General features: G+C 56.8%; 20 protein-coding genes. 10 read left to right on the plus strand and 10 right to left on the minus strand.

Features of this window, described 5'->3' with window-relative positions; translation table 11 throughout:
• Positions 1 to 14: 14 nt before the first annotated feature.
• The 6 genes from TU76_RS03305 to pcaR form a co-directional block, all read right to left on the minus strand.
• Positions 15 to 1307 carry an MFS family transporter gene (locus tag TU76_RS03305; protein WP_019827869.1) on the minus strand — a complete coding sequence of 431 codons (1293 nt, stop codon included), beginning with the start codon at positions 1305 to 1307 and terminating at the stop codon, positions 15 to 17.
• Positions 1308 to 1501: 194 nt separating this feature from the next.
• Positions 1502 to 2707, minus strand: coding sequence for a 3-oxoadipyl-CoA thiolase (pcaF, locus tag TU76_RS03310; protein ID WP_173667389.1), 1206 nt, complete (start codon positions 2705 to 2707; stop codon positions 1502 to 1504).
• Positions 2704 to 3486, minus strand: a complete 783-nt coding sequence (locus TU76_RS03315; RefSeq protein ID WP_173667421.1) for a CoA-transferase subunit beta — start codon at positions 3484 to 3486, stop codon at positions 2704 to 2706. The genes pcaF and TU76_RS03315 overlap by 4 nt, the downstream gene beginning before the upstream one ends.
• The gene (locus tag TU76_RS03320; protein WP_019827872.1) at positions 3483 to 4340 is read right to left on the minus strand and encodes a CoA transferase subunit A; all 858 of its coding nucleotides are present in this window, start codon (positions 4338 to 4340) and stop codon (positions 3483 to 3485) included. The genes TU76_RS03315 and TU76_RS03320 overlap by 4 nt, the downstream gene beginning before the upstream one ends.
• A gap of 156 nt (positions 4341 to 4496) precedes the next feature.
• Positions 4497 to 5843, minus strand: a complete 1347-nt coding sequence (pcaK, locus tag TU76_RS03325; protein ID WP_046809436.1) for a 4-hydroxybenzoate transporter PcaK — start codon at positions 5841 to 5843, stop codon at positions 4497 to 4499.
• Positions 5844 to 6141: 298 nt separating this feature from the next.
• A complete protein-coding gene (pcaR, locus tag TU76_RS03330) occupies positions 6142 to 6984 on the minus strand; it encodes a pca regulon transcriptional regulator PcaR (protein WP_048351076.1) in 843 nt (280 codons plus the stop codon).
• A gap of 673 nt (positions 6985 to 7657) precedes the next feature.
• On the opposite strand from pcaR, the gene TU76_RS03335 reads away from it, so the two are divergent.
• Together TU76_RS03335 and TU76_RS03340 are read left to right on the plus strand one after the other, a co-directional pair.
• Complete coding sequence (locus TU76_RS03335; RefSeq protein WP_019827875.1) at positions 7658 to 7858, plus strand: hypothetical protein; 201 nt, start codon at positions 7658 to 7660, stop codon at positions 7856 to 7858.
• Between the two features lie 353 nt (positions 7859 to 8211).
• A complete protein-coding gene (locus TU76_RS03340) occupies positions 8212 to 9684 on the plus strand; it encodes an inorganic phosphate transporter (RefSeq protein ID WP_019827876.1) in 1473 nt (490 codons plus the stop codon).
• Positions 9685 to 9948: 264 nt separating this feature from the next.
• Here TU76_RS03340 and ccoM read toward each other — a convergent pair whose 3' ends face one another.
• The 3 genes from ccoM to TU76_RS03350 form a co-directional block, all read right to left on the minus strand.
• Positions 9949 to 10059, minus strand: coding sequence for a cytochrome c oxidase subunit CcoM (ccoM, locus tag TU76_RS25790; RefSeq protein WP_016779744.1), 111 nt, complete (start codon positions 10057 to 10059; stop codon positions 9949 to 9951).
• A gap of 149 nt (positions 10060 to 10208) precedes the next feature.
• On the minus strand, positions 10209 to 10370 hold the full coding sequence (locus TU76_RS25375) for a hypothetical protein (protein WP_019827877.1): 162 nt from the start codon (positions 10368 to 10370) through the stop codon (positions 10209 to 10211).
• A 77-nt stretch (positions 10371 to 10447) separates the two neighbouring features.
• The gene (locus TU76_RS03350; RefSeq protein ID WP_046809438.1) at positions 10448 to 10765 is read right to left on the minus strand and encodes a hypothetical protein; all 318 of its coding nucleotides are present in this window, start codon (positions 10763 to 10765) and stop codon (positions 10448 to 10450) included.
• 174 nt (positions 10766 to 10939) lie between these two features.
• On the opposite strand from TU76_RS03350, the gene rapA reads away from it, so the two are divergent.
• Positions 10940 to 13786, plus strand: a complete 2847-nt coding sequence (gene rapA, locus TU76_RS03355) for an RNA polymerase-associated protein RapA (protein WP_019827879.1) — start codon at positions 10940 to 10942, stop codon at positions 13784 to 13786.
• A gap of 306 nt (positions 13787 to 14092) precedes the next feature.
• A complete protein-coding gene (locus TU76_RS03365) occupies positions 14093 to 16105 on the plus strand; it encodes a bifunctional diguanylate cyclase/phosphodiesterase (protein ID WP_048351078.1) in 2013 nt (670 codons plus the stop codon).
• Between the two features lie 155 nt (positions 16106 to 16260).
• Here the strand turns inward: TU76_RS03365 and TU76_RS03370 are convergent, their stop codons facing one another.
• Positions 16261 to 16566: a DUF2288 domain-containing protein gene (locus TU76_RS03370; protein WP_019827881.1), complete on the minus strand. Its 306-nt coding sequence runs from the start codon at positions 16564 to 16566 to the stop codon at positions 16261 to 16263.
• Positions 16567 to 16926: 360 nt separating this feature from the next.
• Between TU76_RS03370 and TU76_RS03375 the strand changes: the two genes are divergently transcribed.
• From TU76_RS03375 to TU76_RS03400, 6 genes are all read left to right on the plus strand, one after another.
• Positions 16927 to 18054, plus strand: coding sequence for a branched-chain amino acid ABC transporter substrate-binding protein (locus tag TU76_RS03375; RefSeq protein WP_088500085.1), 1128 nt, complete (start codon positions 16927 to 16929; stop codon positions 18052 to 18054).
• Between the two features lie 249 nt (positions 18055 to 18303).
• On the plus strand, positions 18304 to 19227 hold the full coding sequence (livH, locus tag TU76_RS03380) for a high-affinity branched-chain amino acid ABC transporter permease LivH (RefSeq protein WP_016779736.1): 924 nt from the start codon (positions 18304 to 18306) through the stop codon (positions 19225 to 19227).
• Positions 19224 to 20480, plus strand: a complete 1257-nt coding sequence (locus tag TU76_RS03385) for a high-affinity branched-chain amino acid ABC transporter permease LivM (RefSeq protein WP_019827883.1) — start codon at positions 19224 to 19226, stop codon at positions 20478 to 20480. The genes livH and TU76_RS03385 overlap by 4 nt, the downstream gene beginning before the upstream one ends.
• On the plus strand, positions 20477 to 21244 hold the full coding sequence (gene livG / locus TU76_RS03390; RefSeq protein WP_019827884.1) for a high-affinity branched-chain amino acid ABC transporter ATP-binding protein LivG: 768 nt from the start codon (positions 20477 to 20479) through the stop codon (positions 21242 to 21244). The genes TU76_RS03385 and livG overlap by 4 nt, the downstream gene beginning before the upstream one ends.
• A 1-nt stretch (position 21245) precedes the next feature.
• Positions 21246 to 21947 (plus strand): ABC transporter ATP-binding protein, encoded by a 702-nt coding sequence (locus TU76_RS03395; RefSeq protein ID WP_019827885.1) that lies wholly within the window; start codon positions 21246 to 21248, stop codon positions 21945 to 21947.
• 1029 nt (positions 21948 to 22976) lie between these two features.
• Positions 22977 to 23279, plus strand: a complete 303-nt coding sequence (locus TU76_RS03400) for a BufA1 family periplasmic bufferin-type metallophore (protein WP_048351079.1) — start codon at positions 22977 to 22979, stop codon at positions 23277 to 23279.
• Positions 23280 to 23294 lie beyond the last annotated feature (15 nt).

Consider the following 23294-nt stretch of genomic DNA (forward strand, 5'->3'; position numbering starts at 1 on the left):
CGCGCGCGGTTACATCACAGATCGTGGTGCAGGTACTTGGGCTGCTTGGGCAAGCGGAAGCTGAACAGGAAGGCAATGGCCATCATGACCGTCACATACCAGTAGAAGCTGTTTTCCATACCCATCGACTTGAGCCCTAGCGCCACATACTCCGCCGAACCACCAAAGATCGCATTGGCGACGGCATACGCCAGCCCCACGCCCAGCGCACGCACCTGCGGCGGGAACATCTCGGCTTTAACCAGCCCGCTGATTGAGGTGTAGAAGCTGACAATCGCCAGCGCCAACGTAATCAACACAAAGGCCAGGAACGGACTGCTGATGGTTTTCAGGGTCAGCAGGATCGGCACCGTGCACAGCGTACCCAGCGCACCAAACCAGAGCATGTTGTTACGTCGACCGATCTTGTCCGCCAGCATGCCGAACAGCGGCTGCATGCACATATATAGAAAGAGCGCACCGGTCATGATGTAACTGGCGGTTTTGGCATGCATACCGGCCGTATTCACCAGGTACTTCTGCATATAGGTGGTAAAGGTGTAGAAAATCAGCGAGCCGCCTGCGGTGTAACCCAACACGGTAATAAACGCTGCCTTATGGTCACGGAACAATGCCCTCACGCTGCCGGCGTCCTTGTCCTGACGGGTTTCGGCACTGGTGGTTTCTTTCAGGGTGCGACGCAGCATCAACGAAATCAGCGCAGCAATGGCACCGATCACGAACGGTACGCGCCAGCCCCAGGCTCGCAGTTCATCTTCTGACAGGAACTGTTGAAGAATCACCACCACCAACACAGCCAACAGTTGCCCGCCGATCAGCGTCACATACTGGAAAGAGGCAAAGAAGCCGCGCTGCCCCTTGAGCGCCACTTCACTCATATAGGTCGCCGTGGTGCCGTATTCGCCCCCCACTGACAGTCCCTGAAACAGTCGCGCCATCAACAGCAGGGCCGGAGCCCAGGCACCAATCGAGGCGTAGGTAGGCAAACAGGCGATGACCAGCGAGCCGGCGCACATCATCAGCACCGAGATCATCATTGAATTCTTTCGCCCATGCTTGTCGGCGACCCGGCCAAACAGCCAGCCACCAATGGGGCGCATCAGAAAGCCGGCCGCGAACACACCGGCGGTGTTGAGCAACTGCACCGTAGGGTCATCGGAGGGGAAAAAAGCAGGCGCAAAGTAAATCGCACAAAAGGCGTAAACGTAAAAGTCGAACCATTCGACAAGGTTGCCGGAGGACGCACCGACAATCGCAAAGATCCTTTTTTTACGCTCCTCTCCTGTGTAGTGAGTTTCTGTTGTCATGTTTATGTACTCATCAGGTTTTAGTTGCAATCAGACACACCTTGCAACATATAGCGCCGTAACCGCAATAAGCCGAACGACTGAGACCGTGGGAGCGAGCCTGCTCGCGAAGGTCTCAAGAGCAACGCGGTTATCCAGTAAACCAGGAGTCTTCGCGAGCAGGCTCGCTCCCACAGAGTCAGTATTGAGCGCTATCAGACCCGCTCTATCGCCAATGCCAGACCTTGCCCAACACCCACGCACATGGTGGCCAGGCCTTTCTTGCCGCCGGTTTTTTCCAACTGATGCAGGGCGGTCATCACAATTCGTGCCCCGCTCATGCCCAGCGGGTGGCCCAGCGCAATGGCACCACCGTTGGGGTTAACCTGCGGCGCGTCATCTGCCAGGCCCAACTCCCGCAATACGGCCAGGCCTTGGCTGGCGAACGCTTCGTTGAGTTCGATCACATCAAAATCGCTGACCGCCAGACCCAGGCGCTCAACCAGCTTGCGTACCGCAGGCACCGGGCCGATGCCCATGACACGCGGCGCCACACCGGCGCTGGCCATGCCCAGGACTCGAGCACGAGGGGTCAGGCCATGACGCTTGACCGCCTCGGCCGACGCCAGAATCAGCGCCGCCGCCCCGTCATTGACCCCCGAGGCATTACCTGCGGTAACGGTCTTGTCCGGGCCGTTGACCGGCTTGAGTTTGCCCAGTGTTTCGAGGCTGGTGTCCGCACGGGGATGTTCATCGTGCTCAACGATGGTTTCGCCCTTTTTATGGGCGATACGAACCGGCACGATTTCTTCGGCGAAGTAACCTGCAGCCTGGGCAGCCGCAGTACGTTGCTGGCTGCGCAGGGCGAAAGCGTCCTGATCGGCGCGAGAAATGTTGTACTCGTCGGCCACGTTGTCCGCCGTCTGTGGCATCGGATCGACACCGTACTGGGCTTTCATCAGCGGGTTGATAAAACGCCAGCCGATGGTGGTGTCTTCCAGCTTCATGTTGCGTGAGAACGCCGCATCGGCCTTGCCCATCACAAACGGCGCTCGTGACATGGACTCAACGCCCCCGGCAATCGCCAACTCCATCTCGCCACTGGCAATGGCGCGGAACGCCGTACCGATGGCATCCATGCCCGAGGCACACAGACGGTTGAGCGTCACGCCGGGAATGGTTGGCGCCAGCCCGGCCAGCAACGCGGCCATGCGGGCTACGTTGCGATTGTCTTCACCGGCCTGGTTGGCACAGCCGAAAAACACTTCGTCGACTTCGTCCCATTTCACGCTAGGGTTGCGCTCGATCAGTGCCTTGATTGGTGCTGCAGCCAGGTCATCCGCACGAACCGTTGCCAGACCACCGCCAAAACGGCCAATGGGTGTACGAATCGCATCGCAAATAAAGACTTCACGCATCACGCTTCTCCCGGTGCCTGGCCGTGGGCCAGTGCAGTGCGCGCTTCCAGATCGCGCAAGGCCGTCAGCTCAACATCGGTCGGGGCCGCCGTCTGCTGCACGTTGTCGGCAAAGCGAATGGCCCAGCCGGTGGCCGCGATCACTTGCTCGCGGGTCACCCCCGGGTGCAACGCAGTGACCACGAATTCGTTGGTCTGCGCTTCAGGTTCCATGGTGCACAGGTCAGTAATGATCCCGACCGGGCCCGCGCCTGGCAGGCCCAGACGTTTGCGGGAGTCGCCGCCTTCGCCGTGACCTACCGAGGTAATGAAGTCCAGTTTGTCGACAAATGAGCGGGCGGACTGCTTGAGGATAATCAGCACGCTTTTCGCCGACCCGGCGATTTCCGGCGCACCACCTGCACCTGGCAGGCGCACTTTTGGCTGGTGATAGTCGCCGACCACTGTGGTGTTGATATTGCCGAAGCGGTCGACCTGGGCAGCGCCCAGAAAGCCCACATCGACCCGGCCGCCTTGCAGCCAGTAACGGAAGATTTCGCTGGTGGACACCACGGTGTCAGCGGTTTCAGCCAGCTCACCGTCGCCAATCGACAGCGGCAGTACATTGGGCTTGGCGCCAATCGGGCCAGACTCGTAAATCAGCACGACATCGGGCGATGAAGTCAGGCGCGCCAGGTTGGCCGCTTTGGAAGGCAGGCCGATCCCGACAAAACACACCGAGCCGTTTTTCAAACGGCGAGCGGCGGCAACGGTCATCATTTCATTGGTGGAGTAAGTCATTATTTTGCCTCCAGAGCACGGGCCAGCTTGGCCTGGAACTCACTGAAATTTGCAGTGCCATGGATGTATTCGTTGATCCAGGCAGTGAACGTCTCACGGTCGCGAGCAATCGGGTCCCACGCCTGATAGAAGACGTTATCGCGCTCGGTGTAGCCGTGGGCGTAGGAAGGATGCGCGCCGCCCGGCACATGGCATACCGCGCTAAGTGCCCAGGTGGGCAGTACACAGGCGTTCATAGGGGCTTGCAGGTCGTCGACGATTTCTTCAACCGTGACGATGCAGCGCTTGGCCGCCAACGCCGCCTCTTTCTGCACCCCCAAAATGCCCCACAGCAGCACGTTGCCTTTGCGGTCAGCCTTTTGCGCATGAATCACCGTCACGTCCGGACGCACCGCCGGCACGGCGGCCAACACTTCACCCGTGAACGGGCAAGTGACCGTCTTGATCAGCGGGTTGACCTTGGGCAGGTCAGAGCCTGCGTAGGCACGCAGCACGGCGAATGGCAGGCCCGAGGCACCCGCCACGTAGGCGTTGGCCAGGTCGGCATGGCTGTGTTCTTCAATTTCCAGCGGTTGCGGCCACTGCTTCTCAACGGCATCGCGCAGACGATGCAACGAGCCAACACCCGGATTGCCCCCCCAGGAGAAAATCAATTTTCGTGCACAACCGGCACCGATCAACTGGTCGTAGACCAGGTCAGGTGTCATCCGTACTAGGGTCAGATCTTTCTTGCCCTGACGAATGATTTCATGACCCGCTGCAGTCGGAATCAGGTGAGTGAAACCTTCGAGGGCAACGGTGTCGCCATCGCTCACAAATTGTTTCACCGCGTCGTGTAACGAAATGATGTCTGCCATCTGGGGTAGCTCCCGTTTTTTGTAAGCCACTGCGATTGAAGAAGGTGCGCCAGAGCGACACCGGATGCTCAGCAGGTTAAGCCGCAGCTTTCGCTCAAACAATCCGATAATCGACTATGTGTTCGTTAATCGAACACATAGTTAGCACGACAACGATCAGGTTGCGTCCGCATGGCTGACCATGCCCTTGATCAAAACCGCAGCGGTTGCCAGAGCGGCAGGAATCACCAGCGCGGTCAGCACTTGCTCGAAGTTCCAGCCCAGTCCCAGCAGCGTCGCGCCCATCCATGCACCCAGAATTGCACCGAAGCGACCAATGCCAAGCATCCAGGACACCCCCGTGGCGCGGCCTTGGGTCGGGTAGAAACGTGCAGCCAAAGAAGGCATCGCCGATTGCGCACCGTTCACACACATACCGGCCACCAGCACCAGGGTGGCGAGCAGGGTGATGTTGCCCAGGCTCTGGCCCACAGCGTAGGCAAACACCCCGGCCAGCAGGTAGAAAATGCCGATCACCTTGTGCGGATTGAATCGGTCCATCGCCCATCCCACACCCACCGCACTCAGCACCCCGCCGAACTGGAATAGAGCGCCAATGAATGCCGCCTGCTCCATGCTTGCGCCACTGTCACGCATCAACGTCGGTAGCCAGCTGGTGAGCAGATACACAATCACCAGCCCCATGAAATAGGTGAGCCACAGCAACAAGGTGCCCGTGCTGTAGGTGCCGGAAAAAATCACCGCAAACACGTTGCGGGCCTTGACGGTCTTTTGCTCCGGCACACTGAAGCTTGCAGCTTGAGCCACAACTGCCGGATTGATCGGGGCCAAGGCTTTGCGCACGAGCTCAATACTGCGATTGCGTACGACCAGAAAACGCGCCGATTCAGGCAACCACACCACTAAAACCAGGGTCAGGATCAGCGGCAACACCCCGCCGATCAGCAGCAGGCTGTGCCACCCATACATAGGGATCAGCTTGGCCGAGACAAACCCGCCTGCGGCCATGCCCAGGTTGAAGCCGCAGAACATGCCGGTCACCAGCAAGGACTTGTGGCGTTCAGGGGTGTACTCCGACAGCAACGTGGTGGCATTGGGCATCCCGGCCCCCAGTCCCAAACCGGTCAAAAAGCGCAACACCAGTAATTGATCAACGTTGGTGCTGTAGGCCGACGCCAGGCTGAACCCGCCAAAAACCAGTACCGCGACCACCAGCACCACTTTGCGACCAAAACGGTCCGCCAGCGGCCCCGAACCCAACGCACCAAACACCATGCCGATCAGGGCGGCACTCATGACCGGCCCCAGGCTGGCGCGATCTATGCCCCAGTCCTGAGACAGCGCCGGTGCAATAAAGCCCATTGCAGCGGTGTCCAGGCCATCGAGGAAAACAATCAGAAAACACAGGATCACCACGCGCCACTGGTAGCGTGACAAGGGTTGAGCATTGATGAAGGACTGCACATCAAGGCAGTTGCCGACGGGAGACTGGGGTGAATTCATTATTTTTATACCGAGTAAAAACCAGGGCGAACAAAAACCGGCCAGAGGCTGGCGGCTCACACTAAAAACTATCGGGGGATCAACGAATCTTCGGGCGACTGTGCAGTGACTGCGTCAATGACGGACAGATTGGGGTGCTCATGGCGTGTAGCCTCTTCATTATTATTTTGGCCAGGTGCCGAAGAACGCGCAGCGGACTTCGAACGGGGCGCTGAGGCGACATTAAGCAGCGCACTGCCAGCACGCAATTCGATAAACGCTTAAGTGTGCGTTTATCGAACGCTTAGTAGCTGCTGCATCAACTGAACAACTGGGTACTCAGTTCACGGCTTGCGTTGAGCATGATCGGTAAAAAGCGCTGTTCAAGCTCGGTGCGAGTAACCCGACCCGCGTGAGTGCTGACGTTCAAGGCTGCCAGCACTTGCCCGGAAGCGTCATACACCGGCACGGCAATCGAGCGCAGGCCTTGCTCCAGTTCTTGATCGACCACACACCAGCCTTGCTCCCGCACTTGCTGCAAACATTCAAGCAAGGCCTCGGGTGTGTGCAGGGTACGGCTGGTTTTAGCCTGGAACTCACCGTGGGCCAGATATTCGTGCAACGTCACATCATCCAGCGCTGCCAGCAGGATGCGTCCCATCGAGGTGCAATAGGCAGGCAGACGGCCACCTACCGACAGATCTACCGAGATCAGGCGCTGGGTCGTTGCCGAGCGGGCGATGTAGAGGATGTCATCGCCTTCGAGGGTCGCCATGTTGCACGCCTCGTGCAATTGTTCGCTCATGCGGTCCAGATACGGTTGGGCCGTTACCGCCAGCGGCGTCGACGACAGATAGGCATGGCCCAGGGTCAGCACTTTAGGCAGCAAGGAATAGGTTCGGCCATCGGTGGTCGCATAACCGAGCTTGATCAGGGTGTACAGGCAGCGGCGCACTGCGGCCCGCGGGATTTCAGTGCGATGGCTGATCTGCGCAATGGTCAGATGCCGTTTGCGCTCCTGAAACGCCTGCACGACCGCCAGGCCTCGGGCCAGCGACGACATAAAGTCAGGGTCGCCGGTAAATGCCTGTATACGCTTGGCCGGTGACGCCACAATCGGTGGCGCGATACTGGCTACGCCATTGCGCAGTTGATCATTCATTCCCAACCCCCAGCTTCAGCTATTTATAGTTATGGCACGCCGGGCGATTATCGAACCGTTGGCCGATAATCGCAATCTCAACCCTCTGCGACAGCCCCTGGTTAGCCTGTCATACGTTCTCCCGGCATTAATTGAAGTCATTAGCCCCGCGCAAACATACGGAGCAATGATAGAAAACGTCTATTTTATATCGAGTCAGGTTAAGTTCAGCCAGAGGGTTAAATAACTTGATTGTCCAACTACCAGGGAGCGCATTAATAGAGTGACACGACCGGACTGTTCGATAATTCACACCCATTTATAACACTGCACTCACTGGGAAGTTGACGGACGTAAAGTTATTCGGCGATAGTAATAGCACTTTAGGGCCGAACGTTTTTGAGCGCACAAGCTCAAGCCTGTGCGAAAGATTGGATCCAACCAACTCGTTGAGTTCAATAGAGACTCATGGCGCTACCGTAATGTGCATCGTGTGTTGTTTCCCTGCGGGGTGAACACTTACCAACGGCGACGTTCATGTGTTAGTTGATGACGTGCCCGAGTGCATCGCGTGGTTTATTTAAGCGTGACGTTATAAATAGGCAATTGCCTTATCGCCTATCATTCGTCATATGAATCAACCTCCCTGCACGGTGATTCACCAGGTTTAATCTCAACTCAATTAGGTAAGACAGTGACGAAAGACGAACTGCGCGCAGAACTTGAGCGTCAGGAACAACGTTTCAAGGATGTTTATGGTGGCGAAGTGACGACCTACGCCGCTCAGTCAGAGCCCGGGCGTAAACCTTGGCGCAAACGTGCCAGTCTGCTCGACCAGGCTTTCACCCAAGAAATCCAGAAAATCGAAAAAGAACTCAAAGCCGAAGAGCCCTGACCAGCGTCTGAAAATCTGTACAGACAACGGCTTGCTGCCCCTTGCGCACCCGCCATTTGCATGAACGGATGTGGCTGCTGGCAATGTAAGAGCCCAAACCGATCCCGCAGCAACCTCTGATTTGATAAATTTCATGTAGTCGGATCAGACCAGCGCAAGCGCTTGAGCGTGCCCTTCGAAACCCCCTATAGCCTTTGGTATCAGTGGTTTGAAGGGAATTTCCTACGCCTATTTATAGAAGCCCCTTACGAGTTTTTTCATTTATAGATGTTACCAACGGGCAGCTAGTGCATTGATTACCGGGGTTTTCTGGCATAATCCGCCCCCCTTTATGACCGTGTCAGAAAACCTTCATGATCGATCTATTAAGCGGATTGGACGCCTGGGTTCTTATCAGCCTCTTCTTCGCCCTAGCCTTTGTTCTCGCGTTTGAGTTCATCAACGGCTTTCATGACACCGCGAACGCGGTTGCGACAGTCATCTACACCAAAGCCATGCCGCCTCATCTGGCGGTGTTCTTTTCCGGTGTGTTCAACTTCCTCGGCGTTCTGCTGGGCGGGGTCGGCGTGGCTTATGCCATCGTCCACCTGCTACCGGTAGAGCTGCTGGTCAATGTGAACACCGGACATGGCCTGGCCATGGTGTTCTCCTTGCTTGCAGCGGCCATCACCTGGAACCTCGGAACATGGTATTTCGGGATTCCCGCGTCAAGCTCCCACACCCTGATCGGTTCGATCCTGGGCGTAGGTCTGGCCAATGCCCTGATCAGCGGCATTCCGGTAAGCGACGGGGTTAACTGGCAGAAGGCGATCGATATTGGCGCCTCGCTGGTGTTCTCGCCAATGGCCGGCTTCCTGGTTGCTGGCCTGGTGTTGATCGCCCTGAAGTGGTGGCGTCCTGCATCCAAGATGCACAAGACTCCGGAGCAACGCCGCAAGCTGGACGACAAAAAGCATCCGCCGTTCTGGAACCGTCTCGTTCTGGTGATCTCGGCCATGGCCGTCAGCTTTGTTCACGGCTCCAACGATGGCCAGAAAGGCATCGGCCTGATCATGCTGGTACTGATCGGCATCGTGCCAAGCGCGTTCGTTCTGGATCTGAACAGCACCACTTACCAGATCGAACGAACCCGTGACGCCACCCTGCACCTGAGCCAGTTCTATCAGCGCAACAATGCGTCGCTGACCGAGTTCCTGGCGCTGGGCAAAAGCGTAAAAGGCGACTTGCCGGATCAGTTCAGCTGCAACCCGCAGCAAACCGAACCGACCATCGAGGCGCTGCTTGGCTCGCTTAAAGGCGTAGCAGACTACCACTCGATTCCAGCTGAAAAACGTATCGAGATCCGTCGCTACCTGCTTTGCCTGGATGACACGGCGAAGAAAGTCAGCAAATTGCCAGTGCTTGATTCCCGCGAAAAAGCGGACCTCGAAAAACTGCGCAAAGACCTGACCGCCACCACTGAATACGCCCCGTTCTGGGTGATTCTGGCCGTCGCACTGGCCTTGGGCCTGGGCACAATGGTTGGCTGGAAACGCGTGGTTAAAACCATCGGTGAGAAGATCGGCAAGCAAGGCATGACCTATGCCCAGGGTATGGCGGCTCAGATCACCACAGCCTTCGCAATCGGTATGGCCAACATCTTCTCCCTGCCCGTATCGACCACGCACATTCTGTCGTCGGGCGTGGCGGGCACCATGGTCGCCAACAAAAGCGGCCTGCAAGGTGGCACGATCAAGACCATCCTGATGGCGTGGGTGCTGACCTTACCGGCCACCATCGCACTGTCTGCGACACTGTTCTGGCTGGCGTCCAAAGCTCTCGCCTGATTCAGCGACGAACAAAAAAGGTACGTCCCTCACGGGCCGTACCTTTTTTTATGCCGCAACAATTTGTGGGAGCGAGACTGCTCGCGAAGGATATGAGCATCAGCGTGCATTGACTGGAAAAATCGCGATCTTCTGGAGGTCTTCGCGAGCAGCCTCGCTCCCTCAGAGGGGTGAAATGCTGTAGACAAAACACACAGGCAAAAAAATAGGCGACCGAAGTCGCCCAAAATGCCTTGCGTGCTCATTCACTAAAAAGACTCGGCGCTATTTGCGCTTCTGGGAGTCTTTCCAGATAAAAATGCCCAGACCTGCGAAAAACAACACCATGAGGCCGACCGTAAGAACTCCGGCGATAACCACATTATCGAGAAACATGACGGCCTCCTGCGCAAGTCTGATTGTGTGTCTGTTGAAGCTAGATTAATCACTTGCATAGGCGCACAACTTGACCGGGATCAATAGTGATCCACGGCCAGTGCTCAGTTGAGGGGATTATTTGACGCAGATCATCGAAAACAGGCACTTCAGCGCTTTTTCGGTTTTTTCTTCGGCTTTTTCGCAGCTTTTGCCAACGGCATTGCCTGTTCAAATGCGTTGCGCACTTCGATCAAGCGTTTTTCATTGAGGTCGTGTACTCGTTTGGCGCGCTCGGCGCCCAGATCGACCAGCTTGGTGTCTTGGCTCATAAACAATCAGACCACTGTCAGTGTGTTTCAGTGCGCCAATAATGCGATGCGAGCTACGCGCTGACCAGAAAAAAAACCTACACCTTGATATCGACCCACACCCCCTGGCGCTGCAGGCCATCAACCACGGGCGCAACCGGCACACCGTCTTCGGCCCTTGCTTGCGTTCCCCCTTCCTGCTCCCGGGCTTCACGACGACGTTTGTCATGTTGACGCTGCTGCTCTTCGCGCAACAGCAGGGTGGTCTGATCGGCATCGTTGTTCTTCAGATCAATGGCACATTCACTGGAACTGGCTTGGGCCGGCGCCACGGGCGGAATGTCGGGTCGAGGACGCACGGGGTCCTGTGCGGAGGTCACGGGTACAGCACCCAGCGGCAAGATTGACGGCAACATAGTTATTGTTCTCCTGTCTTCTGGCTGTCGGCGACGGCAACCTGTAGCGGTGGGCCGTTCGTCGATAACTGCATTGGCTTCTTTTATGCCGGGCAGCTTTTTATGAGAGTCCTTTGGACTGGGGCCACTGATCCGTTAATATACTCGGCTTTTTCAAAGCGGGAGTCAGGCAGCATGGCGCAGCAGTATCAACCGGGGCAACGCTGGATTAGTGACAGCGAAGCAGAGCTAGGTTTAGGCACCGTTCTGGCACAGGACGGTCGCTTGTTGACCGTGCTCTATCCGGCCACTGGCGAAACCCGCCAATATTCGCTGCGCAACGCACCGCTCACGCGTGTTCGGTTCTCGCCAGGTGACACCATCATCCACTTCGAAGGCTGGAAGATGACCGTGCGCGAAGTCGAGGACGTCGACGGCCTGATGGTCTACCACGGCCTCAACGAGCAAAACGAAGCCGTGACCCTGCCAGAAACCCAACTGTCGAACTTTATCCAGTTCCGTCTGGCCAGCGACCGTTTGTTTGCCGGTCAAATCGATCCGCTGTCCTGGTTCTCGCTGCGCTACCACACCCTTGAACACACCAGCCGTCAGCTGCAGTCGCCGCTGTGGGGCCTGGGTGGGGTGCGTGCGCAACCTATTGCACACCAACTGCATATTGCCCGCGAAGTGGCAGACCGTATTGCTCCACGGGTTTTGCTGGCCGACGAAGTAGGCTTGGGCAAAACCATTGAAGCCGGCCTGGTCATTCACCGCCAACTGCTCAGTGGCCGCGCCAACCGCGTATTGATCGTAGTCCCGGAAAACCTGCAGCACCAATGGCTGGTCGAGATGCGTCGTCGCTTCAACCTCGAAGTGGCGCTGTTCGATGAAGAACGCTTTATCGAAAGCGATGCCAGCAACCCGTTCGAAGACTGCCAACTGGCACTGGTTGCCCTGGAATGGCTGGTTGACGACCCCAAGGCGCAGGCTGCGCTGTTTGATGCCGACTGGGACCTGCTGGTGGTCGACGAAGCGCACCATTTGGTGTGGCATGAAGACAACGTCAGCCCCGAGTACGGCCTGGTTGAACAGCTCGCCGGCGTAATCCCGGGCGTACTGCTGCTTACCGCAACGCCAGAGCAACTGGGTCAGGACAGCCACTTTGCGCGCTTGCGCCTGCTGGACCCTAACCGTTTCCACGATCTGGCCGCGTTCCGCGCCGAAAGCGAAAACTATCGCCCGGTGGCTCAAGCCGTTCAGGAGTTGCTGGATAAAGGCAGCCTGTCACCCGAAGCTCATCAAACCATCCACGGCTTCCTCGGTGCCGAAGGCGATACCCTGCTGGCCGCCGTCAATGATGGCGATGCAGAGGCCAGCGCCCGTCTGGTCCGCGAGCTGCTTGATCGCCACGGCACCGGTCGCGTCCTGTTCCGTAACACCCGCGCTGCGATCCAGGGCTTCCCGGAGCGCAAGCTGCACGCGTACCCGCTGCCGTGCCCGGCCGAATACCTTGAGCTGCCGCTGGGCGAACACGCCGAGCTGTACCCGGAAGTCAGCTTCCAGTCCCAGCCTGATGCCAGTGATGAAGAACGCTGGTGGCGCTTTGACCCTCGGGTTGAGTGGCTGACCGACACCCTGAAAATGCTCAAGCGCACCAAAGTACTGGTCATTTGCGCCCACGCCGAAACCGCTATGGATCTGGAAGACGCCCTGCGCGTGCGTTCCGGCATTCCTGCAACGGTCTTCCACGAAGGCATGAACATTCTTGAGCGTGACCGCGCAGCGGCCTACTTCGCAGATGAAGAGTTTGGCGCGCAAGTGCTGATCTGTTCCGAAATCGGCAGCGAAGGCCGTAACTTCCAGTTTGCCCACCATTTGGTACTGTTCGACCTGCCATCCCACCCGGACTTGCTGGAGCAGCGTATCGGCCGTCTGGACCGTATCGGCCAGAAGCACATCATCGAACTGCACGTGCCGTACCTTGAAACCAGCCCGCAACAGCGTCTGTTCCAGTGGTACCACGAAGCGCTAAATGCCTTCCTCAATACCTGCCCGACCGGCAACGCCCTGCAACACCAGTTCGGCCCACGCCTGTTGCCGTTGCTTGAAGCTGCGGACGATCACGAGTGGCAGGCACTGATCGACGAAGCGCGCCTTGAGCGCGAGCGTCTTGAGCAAGAACTGCACACTGGCCGCGATCGCTTGCTGGAGCTTAACTCCGGCGGCTCGGGCGAAGGCGAAGCGCTGGTTGAAGCGATCCTTGAGCAAGACGATCAGTTCACCCTACCGATCTACATGGAAACCCTGTTTAACGCCTTTGGCATCGACAGCGAAGACCATTCCGAGAACGCGCTGATCCTGAAGCCAAGCGAAAAAATGCTCGACGCCAGCTTCCCGCTGGGCGACGACGAGGGTGTGACCATCACCTACGACCGCAACCAGGCCCTGTCACGCGAAGACATGCAGTTCATCACCTGGGAACACCCGATGGTGCAAGGCGGCATGGACCTCGTGCTGTCAGGCTCGATGGGCAACACCGCCGTCGCCCTGATCAAGAACAAGGCGCTCAAGCCTGGCACCGTGTTACTCGAGCTGATTTACGTCAGTGAAGTGGTAGCCCCGCGTTCACTGCAACTGGGTCGCTACCTGCCCCCTGCCGCCCTGCGCTGCCTGCTCGATGCCAACGGTAACGACCTGTCGTCCCGCGTGGCTTTCGACACCCTGAATGAGCAACTGGAAAGCGTGCCCCGTGCAAGCGCCAACAAGTTCGTTCAGGCCCAGCGCGATCAGCTGACGCCTAAGATCAATGCCGGTGAAGCCAAGATTGCACCCCGCCATGCTGAGCGCGTGGCCGAAGCGCAGCGCCGTCTGGCCGCCGACACCGAAGAAGAACTGGCACGTCTGACCGCCCTGCAAGCGGTCAACCCAAGCGTTCGGGACAGCGAACTGGTTGCCTTGCGCAAGCAGCGTGAACAAAGCCTGGCCATGCTTGAAAAAGCAGCCTTGCGCCTTGAAGCCATTCGCGTGCTGGTAGCGGGTTAACAAAAGCTTGCGTAGCAGCTGACGAGCGTAGCGAGGCTGCGTCCGATTGCGAAGCGATCGTAAATCCTGAGTATGAGATCTTCCTGAAAGAACCCATGCTCAGTATTTACGACGGCTTTGCCGCCGGACGCAGCCTCGCTCCGCTCATCAGCTGCTACGGAGTGATTCAAAGCTATAAATCCCCTTTTTAATAACAAAATGATCACTATCATTTTGCCACTACCCCTGCCTGCCTCAATCCAGCTTCTATACTTGATCCCAAGCTAGCAACTTTCGACTAGCACATCTGGATTGCCGAGGCGTGCAATGGAAAGGCTAGGGTTGCAACTTCTGGGTGAGCCTTCAGATAACGCGCAACTGCTGTTGATCGGCGGCTACAGCCCCTATCTGGTCTTTCTCGCCTGGCTGGTTGCCTGTACTGCGTGCCTGGCCACGCTTAACCTGCTCGACCGCTGCGCCAATGCAGAAAAAGCAGCCGCTAAAAACGTTTGGCGATGGATCAGTGTCAGCTGCTTGGCGACCGGTATCTGGGCCATGTACACCATCTGCCTGCTGGCGTTTGAATCCCCCCTAGAATCTCGTTACAGCCTGGCGGTGGGCGTTGGCTCACTGCTGACCGCCTTGATCGCAGCGTTGGTGATTGTGCAAGTGTTCAATCACATCACTACTTGGCGCTCAAGCACTGGTTTGCTGCATCAACTGTTCAAATATGGCCTGTGCATGGCTGCGGCCGGGATTCTGCTCTGCGCTTGCTTCTTCAGCATGTCGGCATTCGGCGATACACCGGCGAGCCAGTCAGATGCCGACAGCAAGAACTGGCAACTGGCTCTAGTGGTCGCCCTGATTGCGCTGTTGTTGATTGGTAGTTGCATCAGTGCCGCGATCGTCGACAAAAAGCTGCAACTCAAGGAGCACGACCTGAGACGGGTAAACGCCTTGCTCAGCCAACTCGACCAGGCGCGCGCCTCATTGCAGCAGGTAGCTCATTACGACCCTCTGACTAACTTGATCAATCGACGGGGTTTCAACCAGTTATTCGCAGAAAAGCTCATTGATTGCACCGCCAGAAACAGCAAGTTGGCCGTGATGTTTCTCGACATTGACCACTTCAAACGCATCAATGACAGCCTGGGCCACGACGCGGGCGATGAACTGCTCAAGGTGATCGCGGCCCGCATCAAACATGCCACTCGCAGCCACGATGATGTCGTTGCGCGTTTCGGCGGTGACGAGTTCTGTATCTTGATCAACCTTAGCCACCACGATGAAGCGCAAAGCATGGGCCATCGCATCATGCTCAAATTGAAAGAGCCCATCGAGCTGTCTGGAAGACAGATGGTAATGACCACCAGCATTGGCATCAGTGTGTTTCCGCAAGACGGTATCACCAGCGCTGAGTTGCTCAAACATGCCGACCTGGCGCTTTACCAGTCAAAGGGCAACGGGCGTAACAATCTGACCTTTTTTAGCCCAAACCTTAAAACCCGTGCATCCCTTGAATTGCAGATAGAAGAAGAGCTGCGCAACGCGCTCAATGAAGACAAAGGACTGTTCCTGCATTACCAGCCCATCTTTGACTTAAAGAACGGCCGCGTCGCCAAACTCGAAGCTCTGGTGCGCTGGCAGCATCCCGAACACGGTTTGCTTGGCCCGGACCGCTTTATCAGCATCGCCGAGGCTAACGGGCTGATTGCCGAGCTGGACCATTGGGTGTTGCGCAAAGCCTGTCATGACCTCGCAGCCCTTTCCCGGCAGGGATGGCAGCATCTGGGGATTGCCGTGAATTGCTCGGCGCGCAATCTGGTGCGGGTGGAGCTGGCCGACGAAATCGAAAGCGCTCTGCGCACCTCGGGCATCGCTGCGCATCGACTGGAACTGGAAGTCACCGAAAACGCCCTGATGTGCAACTTGAGCAGCACCTCGCAGTTGTTACGTCAGATCCGGGCACTTGGCGTGTCGCTGTCCATTGACGATTTCGGTACCGGCTATTCATCTTTGGCCTACTTGAAACGTCTACCGCTCAATACCTTGAAAATAGACCGCTCCTTTATCCAGGACATACCGACCTCCAGTCAGGACATGGAGATCGTCCAGGCCATTATCCTCATGGCCCACACCCTGCACTTGCAAGTAGTCACTGAAGGTGTAGAGACCACCCAGCAATTCGAATTCCTCAACCAGTTTGGTTGCGACTTTATCCAGGGCTATCTGCTCAGTCGCCCCGTTCCCTTCGAGGCGCTGCAAGAGATTCTCGAACAGCTCGACAAACGGCCGGTGCCTGCTGCGGATCACACCACGTTTGTGCTCACCCGCCAGTAGCGGCACAGCTGCCATCCACGCATAAAAAAACGCCACAGTACCAACTGTGGCGTTTCTCTACGGCAAATTGCCACTACCTGCAGCCGGGTTACTCAGCTACACACTCCGCGCTCGTCAAATCAGTGCAACTAAATGCTCCTGTTTGGTGCGCGCAGTTATTTTTGCGCCCTTTCCTGGACCATCACCCACGGCGAAACCACTACAGCCCAGAGCTGCGGGTCCCGCTCAAGAACGTCTAGCGCCTGTGCCTCCGTCATCCTGCCAAGCACCCCGGACGCCATCCAGGCCGCGACTTTCTCTGCATCATCCTGAGTCACGGCCTGCGCCGCTTCGATCAAGTCCAGCTCTGGTTCAACCCACAGCAAATCACCTTTGGCGAAGAAGGGCTGCAAGGCTTTCCATTCAATAGTTGAGGTCTCGCCAAGCAGCTTGGCATAGAGGGTGCTAGGTTCTTGATTCATGGGTTTCACCGGGAAAAAAAATCGGCGCCATGATAACGCCGCACACCCGGTAGAAAAACCCGGTTTTTCAAGCAAAGGAACGGAGAAAGAGTAGAAGGCAAAGGACCGCCACGTTGATCTGGCAACATTCTGATAACTATCAACAGCCTAATCCGCCGCTATTCTGTCTCTTTCTTACGTTTAAGCGACATTTCCTGTTTATTCCCCCGGCAGCCCGCTATTCAAGCGCTAAACCGGCGCTCTACACTGTACCGGTACAGTTGCAGGGGGGATTGGCCGGGCATTTCGCTAAAAGAAGACCCGGTCCGGCTGCCTTGGCTTCCAGGACTATAAAAATTACAACAGAAGAGTGGAGCACCAATAAAGATGGCTACGAAGCAGATTACTAAACTGTTTGCCGCTATGGTTTTGGCCGGGTTCGCCAGCCATTCATTTGCCGCAGACACCATCAAGATCGGTATCGCCGGCCCTAAAACCGGGCCTCTGACGCAGTACGGCGACATGCAGTTTGCTGGCGCAAAAATGGCCATCGAACAAATCAACGCCAAGGGCGGTGTTGATGGCAAAAAGCTTGAAGCGGTTGACTACGATGACGCCTGCGACCCGAAACAAGCGGTTGCCGTTGCCAACAAAGTCGTCAATGACGGCATCAAATTTGTAGTCGGTCACCTGTGCTCCAGCTCCACTCAGCCAGCTTCGGACATTTACGAAGACGAAGGCATCATCATGATTACCCCGGCCGCCACCGGCCCGGAAATCACCGCTCGCGGTTACAAAATGATCTTCCGCACCATCGGCCTGGACAGCGCCCAAGGCCCTGCTGCCGGTAACTACATCGCGGATCACGTTAAGCCGAAAGTCGTCGCGGTATTGCACGACAAACAGCAATACGGTGAAGGCATCGCCACCGCCGTTAAAAAGACCCTGGAAGACAAAGGCGTCAAGGTCGCTGTCTTTGAAGGCGTCAACGCTGGCGAAAAAGACTACTCCTCGGTTATTGCCAAGCTCAAGCAAGCCAACGTCGACTTCGTTTACTACGGCGGCTACCACCCTGAGCTGGGTCTGATCCTTCGCCAGGCTAAAGAAAAAGGCCTGAACGCCAAGTTCATGGGCCCTGAAGGCGTGGGCAACGAGTCCATCTCGCAAATCGCCCAGGGCGCTTCCGAAGGCCTGCTGGTTACCCTGCCAAAAGCATTCGACGCCGATCCAGCCAACAAAGCTCTGGTTGATGCCTTTGCTGCCAAGAAGCAAGACCCTACCGGCCCGTTCGTGTTCCCGGCTTACGCAGCGGTTGAAGTGATTGCCGGCGGTATCGAGCAAGCCAAAAGCGATGACCCGACCAAAGTCGCTGAAGCGATCCACAAAGGCACCTACAAAACCCCTACCGGCAACCTTAAGTTTGACTCCAAAGGCGACGTGGAAGATTTCAAATTCGTGGTTTACGAATGGCACTTCGGCAAACCTAAAACTGAAGTAAGCCCTCAGTAAGGGTCGGTTCCCGACCTGACAACAAAGCCCACTGCACAAGCGGTGGGTTTTGTTTTACGGGTCTTTGGTTCGTGGAAATGGGGCTGCGCTTTCGTGATCCGAAAGTCTGCCCACCTGAAAATCTTTAAAACCGTCACCAGCGGTTCGCTGGCAGAAGACCTGTGCTCCAAGTGGGTGAAGACCCATATAGCCCGGGCCGGAAAATGACTCCACCAGTGAAATGCGTCTCAGGTTTTTAGGAGCTTTGTAATGCCTGACATCTATCACTTCTTCCAAATGCTGGTTAACGGCCTCAACGTTGGCAGCACTTATGCCCTGATCGCCATCGGCTACACGATGGTTTACGGCATTATTGGAATGATCAACTTCGCCCACGGCGAGGTGTACATGATTGGTTCCTATATTGCGTTTATCGCCATCGCCGGTCTGACCATGATGGGTCTGGACAGCGTGCCACTTCTGCTGACTGCCGCGTTTATTGCCAGCATTGTGGTCACCAGCGCCTACGGCTACAGCATCGAACGGGTTGCCTACCGTCCATTGCGTGGCAGTAATCGCCTGATCCCATTGATTTCCGCCATCGGTATGTCGATCTTCCTGCAAAACACCGTACTACTGGCACAGGACTCAAAAGACAAATCGATCCCTAACCTGATTCCAGGCGGCTTCACCTTTGGCCCTGGAGGCGCTAGTGAAGTTATCGTCTCCTACATGCAAATCGTGGTCTTCGTCGTCACCTTCCTCGCAATGCTAGGCCTGACCCTGTTCATCTCTCGCTCACGCATGGGTCGCGCCTGCCGCGCCTGCGCCGAAGACATGAAAATGGCCAACCTGTTGGGTATCAATACCAACAACGTGATTGCGTTGACCTTCGTGATCGGTGCAGCCCTGGCAGCCGTAGCGGCGGTGTTGATCAGCGTTCAATACGGTGTGATCAACCCTAACGCAGGTTTCCTGGTAGGCCTTAAAGCCTTCACCGCTGCGGTATTGGGCGGTATTGGCAGTATTCCTGGCGCGATGCTCGGTGGCCTGGTACTTGGTGTGGCTGAAGCCTTTGGTGCCGATATCTTCGGCGACCAGTACAAAGACGTAGTGGCTTTTGGCTTGCTGGTGCTGGTGCTGCTGTTCCGTCCGACCGGCATTTTGGGGCGTCCGGAGATTGAAAAAGTATGACTAGGAATCTTAAGTCGGCGCTCTTCAGCGCCCTGTTGGTCTGGGCCGTCGCCTACCCGGTACTCGGTCTGAAACTGACTATCGTCGGGATCAACATCGAAGTTCACAACACCAGCACCTTTACCCTGAGCGTGATCGCGATCTGCTCCTTGCTGATGTTTGTGCGCGTGTTTTTCAACCAGCAACTGACCTCGGCCTGGAAAAGCTCCCCCAGCCTTCCAAAAGTGCCTGCCAAGGCCACCAACTTCCTGACCCTGCCCAGCACCCAGCGCTGGATCATTCTCGGTTTGGTGGTGGTTGCCCTGATCTGGCCGTTCTATGGCTCCCGTGGTGCCGTGGACATTGCCACGCTGATCCTGATCTACGTGATGCTCGGCCTGGGCCTGAACATTGTGGTCGGGCTGGCCGGCCTGCTTGACCTGGGGTATGTCGGGTTCTATGCCGTGGGTGCCTACACCTACGCATTGCTCGCGCATTACTTCGGCCTGAGCTTCTGGATCTGCTTGCCGCTGGCTGGCTTGATGGCAGCAACCTTCGGATTCTTGCTGGGCTTCCCGGTCCTGCGTTTACGCGGTGACTATCTGGCCATCGTGACCTTGGGCTTCGGCGAAATCATCCGCTTGTTCCTGCGTAACCTGACCGATATCACCGGCGGGCCAAACGGTATCAGCAACATCCCGAAACCAACGCTGTTCGGTCTGAGCTTCGACAGAACCGCTGCCGAAGGCATGCAAACCTTTCACGAGTACTTTGGCATCGCCTACAACTCGATCAACAAGGTCATTTTCCTGTACCTGATCGCGCTGGTGCTGGTGCTACTGGTGTTGTTCGTCATCAACCGCCTGCTGCGCATGCCCATCGGTCGCGCGTGGGAAGCACTGCGTGAAGACGAAATTGCCTGCCGGGCCCTCGGTTTGAATCCGACCGTGATCAAGCTGTCAGCTTTCACTCTGGGCGCTACCTTTGCAGGTTTTGCTGGCAGCTTCTTTGCTGCTCGTCAGGGCTTGGTGACTCCAGAATCGTTCACCTTCCTTGAGTCGGCGATCATTCTGGCCATCGTGGTACTGGGCGGCATGGGCTCGCAGCTGGGTGTCATCCTGGCAGCCGTGGTGATGATCCTGCTTCCGGAAATGATGCGTGAATTCAGCGAATACCGGATGCTGCTGTTCGGAGCACTGATGGTGCTGATGATGATCTGGCGTCCGCAAGGTCTGCTGCCAATGCAACGTCCTCACCTGGAGCTGCGAAAATGAGCCGCGAGTTACTGAAAGTCAGCGGCCTTAGCATGCGCTTTGGCGGCTTGTTGGCGGTGAATGGCGTGGCCCTGACCGTCAAGGAAAAACAGGTTGTGTCGATGATCGGCCCTAACGGCGCCGGCAAGACCACCGTCTTCAACTGCCTGACCGGTTTTTATAAACCGTCTGCGGGCAGCATCCTTCTGGACGGTGAAGCGATTGAAGGCTTGCCGGGCCATGAGATTGCGCGAAAAGGCGTGGTCCGCACCTTCCAGAACGTGCGCCTGTTCAAAGACATGACAGCCGTTGAGAACCTGCTGATTGCCCAGCACCGCCACCTCAACACCAACTTCCTGGCAGGCCTGTTCAAAACCCCGTCATTTCGCAAAAGCGAACGTGAGGCCCTGGACTACGCCGCGTACTGGCTGGACAAGGTCAACCTGACCGAGTTCGCCAACCGCCCGGCGGGGACTCTGGCGTACGGCCAGCAACGACGCCTGGAAATCGCACGCTGCATGATGACGCGCCCGCGCATCCTGATGCTCGACGAACCCGCGGCAGGCCTTAACCCCAAGGAAACCGAAGATCTCAAGGCGCTGATCAGCGTTTTGCGCAATGAGCACAACGCGACCGTGTTGTTGATTGAGCATGACATGAAATTGGTCATGAGCATTTCGGACCATATCGTGGTGATCAACCAGGGCACGCCTTTGGCTGACGGGACGCCGGAACAGATCCGCGACAACCCTGAAGTGATCAAAGCCTATTTGGGGGAAGCGTAAAATGCTGCAATTCGAAAACGTTTCGACCTTTTACGGCAAGATCCAGGCCCTGCACAGCGTCAACGTTGAAGTACGTCAGGGCGAGATCGTCACCCTGATCGGCGCCAACGGGGCTGGCAAATCAACCCTGATGATGACCTTGTGCGGCTCGCCGCAAGCCCACAGCGGCAGTATTCGTTATCTGGGTGAGGAACTGGTGGGGCTGAGCTCGGCGCAGATCATGCGCAAAAGCATCGCCGTTGTGCCTGAGGGGCGCCGGGTGTTTGCTCGTCTGACTGTGGAAGAGAACCTCGCCATGGGCGGATTCTTTACCGAGAAGCAGGAATACGAAGAGCAAATGGACAAGGTTCTGCACTTGTTCCCGCGCCTGAAAGAACGTTTCACACAACGGGGCGGCACCATGTCCGGTGGTGAGCAGCAAATGCTCGCCATTGGCCGCGCATTGATGAGCAAGCCCAAGCTGTTGTTGCTGGATGAACCATCACTGGGTTTGGCACCGATCATCATTCAGCAGATTTTCGACATCATCGAACAACTGCGAGATGAAGGCGTAACGGTGTTTCTGGTGGAGCAAAACGCAAACCAGGCGCTAAAAATCGCTGACCGCGCCTACGTGCTGGAAAACGGCCGGGTGGTCATGCAAGGCACTGGCGAGCAATTGCTCAGCGATCCAAAAGTGCGTGACGCGTACTTGGGCGGCTAAACCTGCCTGCGACACAAAACGGCCCTTCGGGGCCGTTTTTTATAGTCCCCTACTGAGTTTTCTGCAGCTGGCGAAGGAACGTTGCTGCGTCCGGCGACGCAGTCGTCGTAAACATGAGTTCCAGGGTCGACTGGCACACCGCAATGTTTGATTTTGCGACGGCTACGCCGGAGTGCCGCATCACGCCGAACGTAGCCTCGTTCTACTCGTCAACTGCTACGAAGCGGGACAGCCAAACCCTGTAGATACTCTGTTGCCAACCGGCCTGTTTAGAGAAATGTGCTTCGCTAAACAGGTCGGCCTGTAGGCCGCCTCGGCGGGCCGTTGATCTTGTTTTTGCACTGGTTTTTGATCTGCCTGCCCTTCGGGAGGCCGAGCGCAGGTTCTGCGTAGTGGGTCGACCGGCATGGATGCCGGGAGAGCCGTGTTGGGCCATGGATGGCCCGTCACGGCGTGCCCACGGAGCGGGACCGGAGTGAGGGACACCTGAGCGCAGCGAGGGCCGTACGCTGGGGCAAGGCCTTTTTGGGTACTTTTGTGGCTGTTTGACAAAAGTGCCTCGCTGTAAAAGCGAAACCATCATTTCAGTTAACCGCGAATGCCGGATATGTACCCCGTGTGCCAGTTGTTTTGCGATGCGCCCGCAGCGATGCCGAGTACATATCCATTCGATGTGTCACGACTTTCTACGGGTTCCGCCCTTACGGCGGGTCACTTTTTCCAAACGCCGAAAAAGTAACCAAAAAGGCTTGCCCTACCATTCGGCCGCCTCGCCCAGGCTCGGTGGTTCCCTCACTCCGGCACTGTCATGGGCATTCGCGTCGTCTGGACATTCGTGTGGCTCCAGCAAAAGCAAAATGCATCGCAGACGTCACAGACCCCTACGAAAAACGGTTTAGCGCCAACATACAAGCCGCTGTCGAATCAGCGGCTGCATAAAATATTTTAAATTGGCTGTAACAACCTTCGATCTCGCTTCTCTAGTTTGGTAAGCCGGCAGCAATCGCTACCGGGATCTGGAGAATCACCATGAACAACAAAACTACCCGCACCCTGTCCGCCGCTGCACTGGCGCTTGCTCTGGGTTCCGCCCTGAGTATCGCCGCCCTGCCCGCTCAGGCTGCTGGCGATATGGAGAAGTGCTTCGGGGTTGCCATGAAAGGCCATAACGATTGCGCCGCAGGGGCAGGCACTACCTGTGCAGGAACCGCCAAGGTAGATAATCAGGCCGATGCCTGGAAACTCGTACCAAAAGGCACCTGCGAAAAAACCTCCAGCAGCACTTCACCCTCAGGCTTTGGCCAAATGGCTGCCTACAAAGCCAAATCCTGATTCGTACACTGAGTG

The sequence above is a fragment of the Pseudomonas psychrophila genome (genome assembly GCF_001043005.1).
GTDB classification, from domain to species: Bacteria; Pseudomonadota; Gammaproteobacteria; order Pseudomonadales; family Pseudomonadaceae; genus Aquipseudomonas; species Aquipseudomonas psychrophila.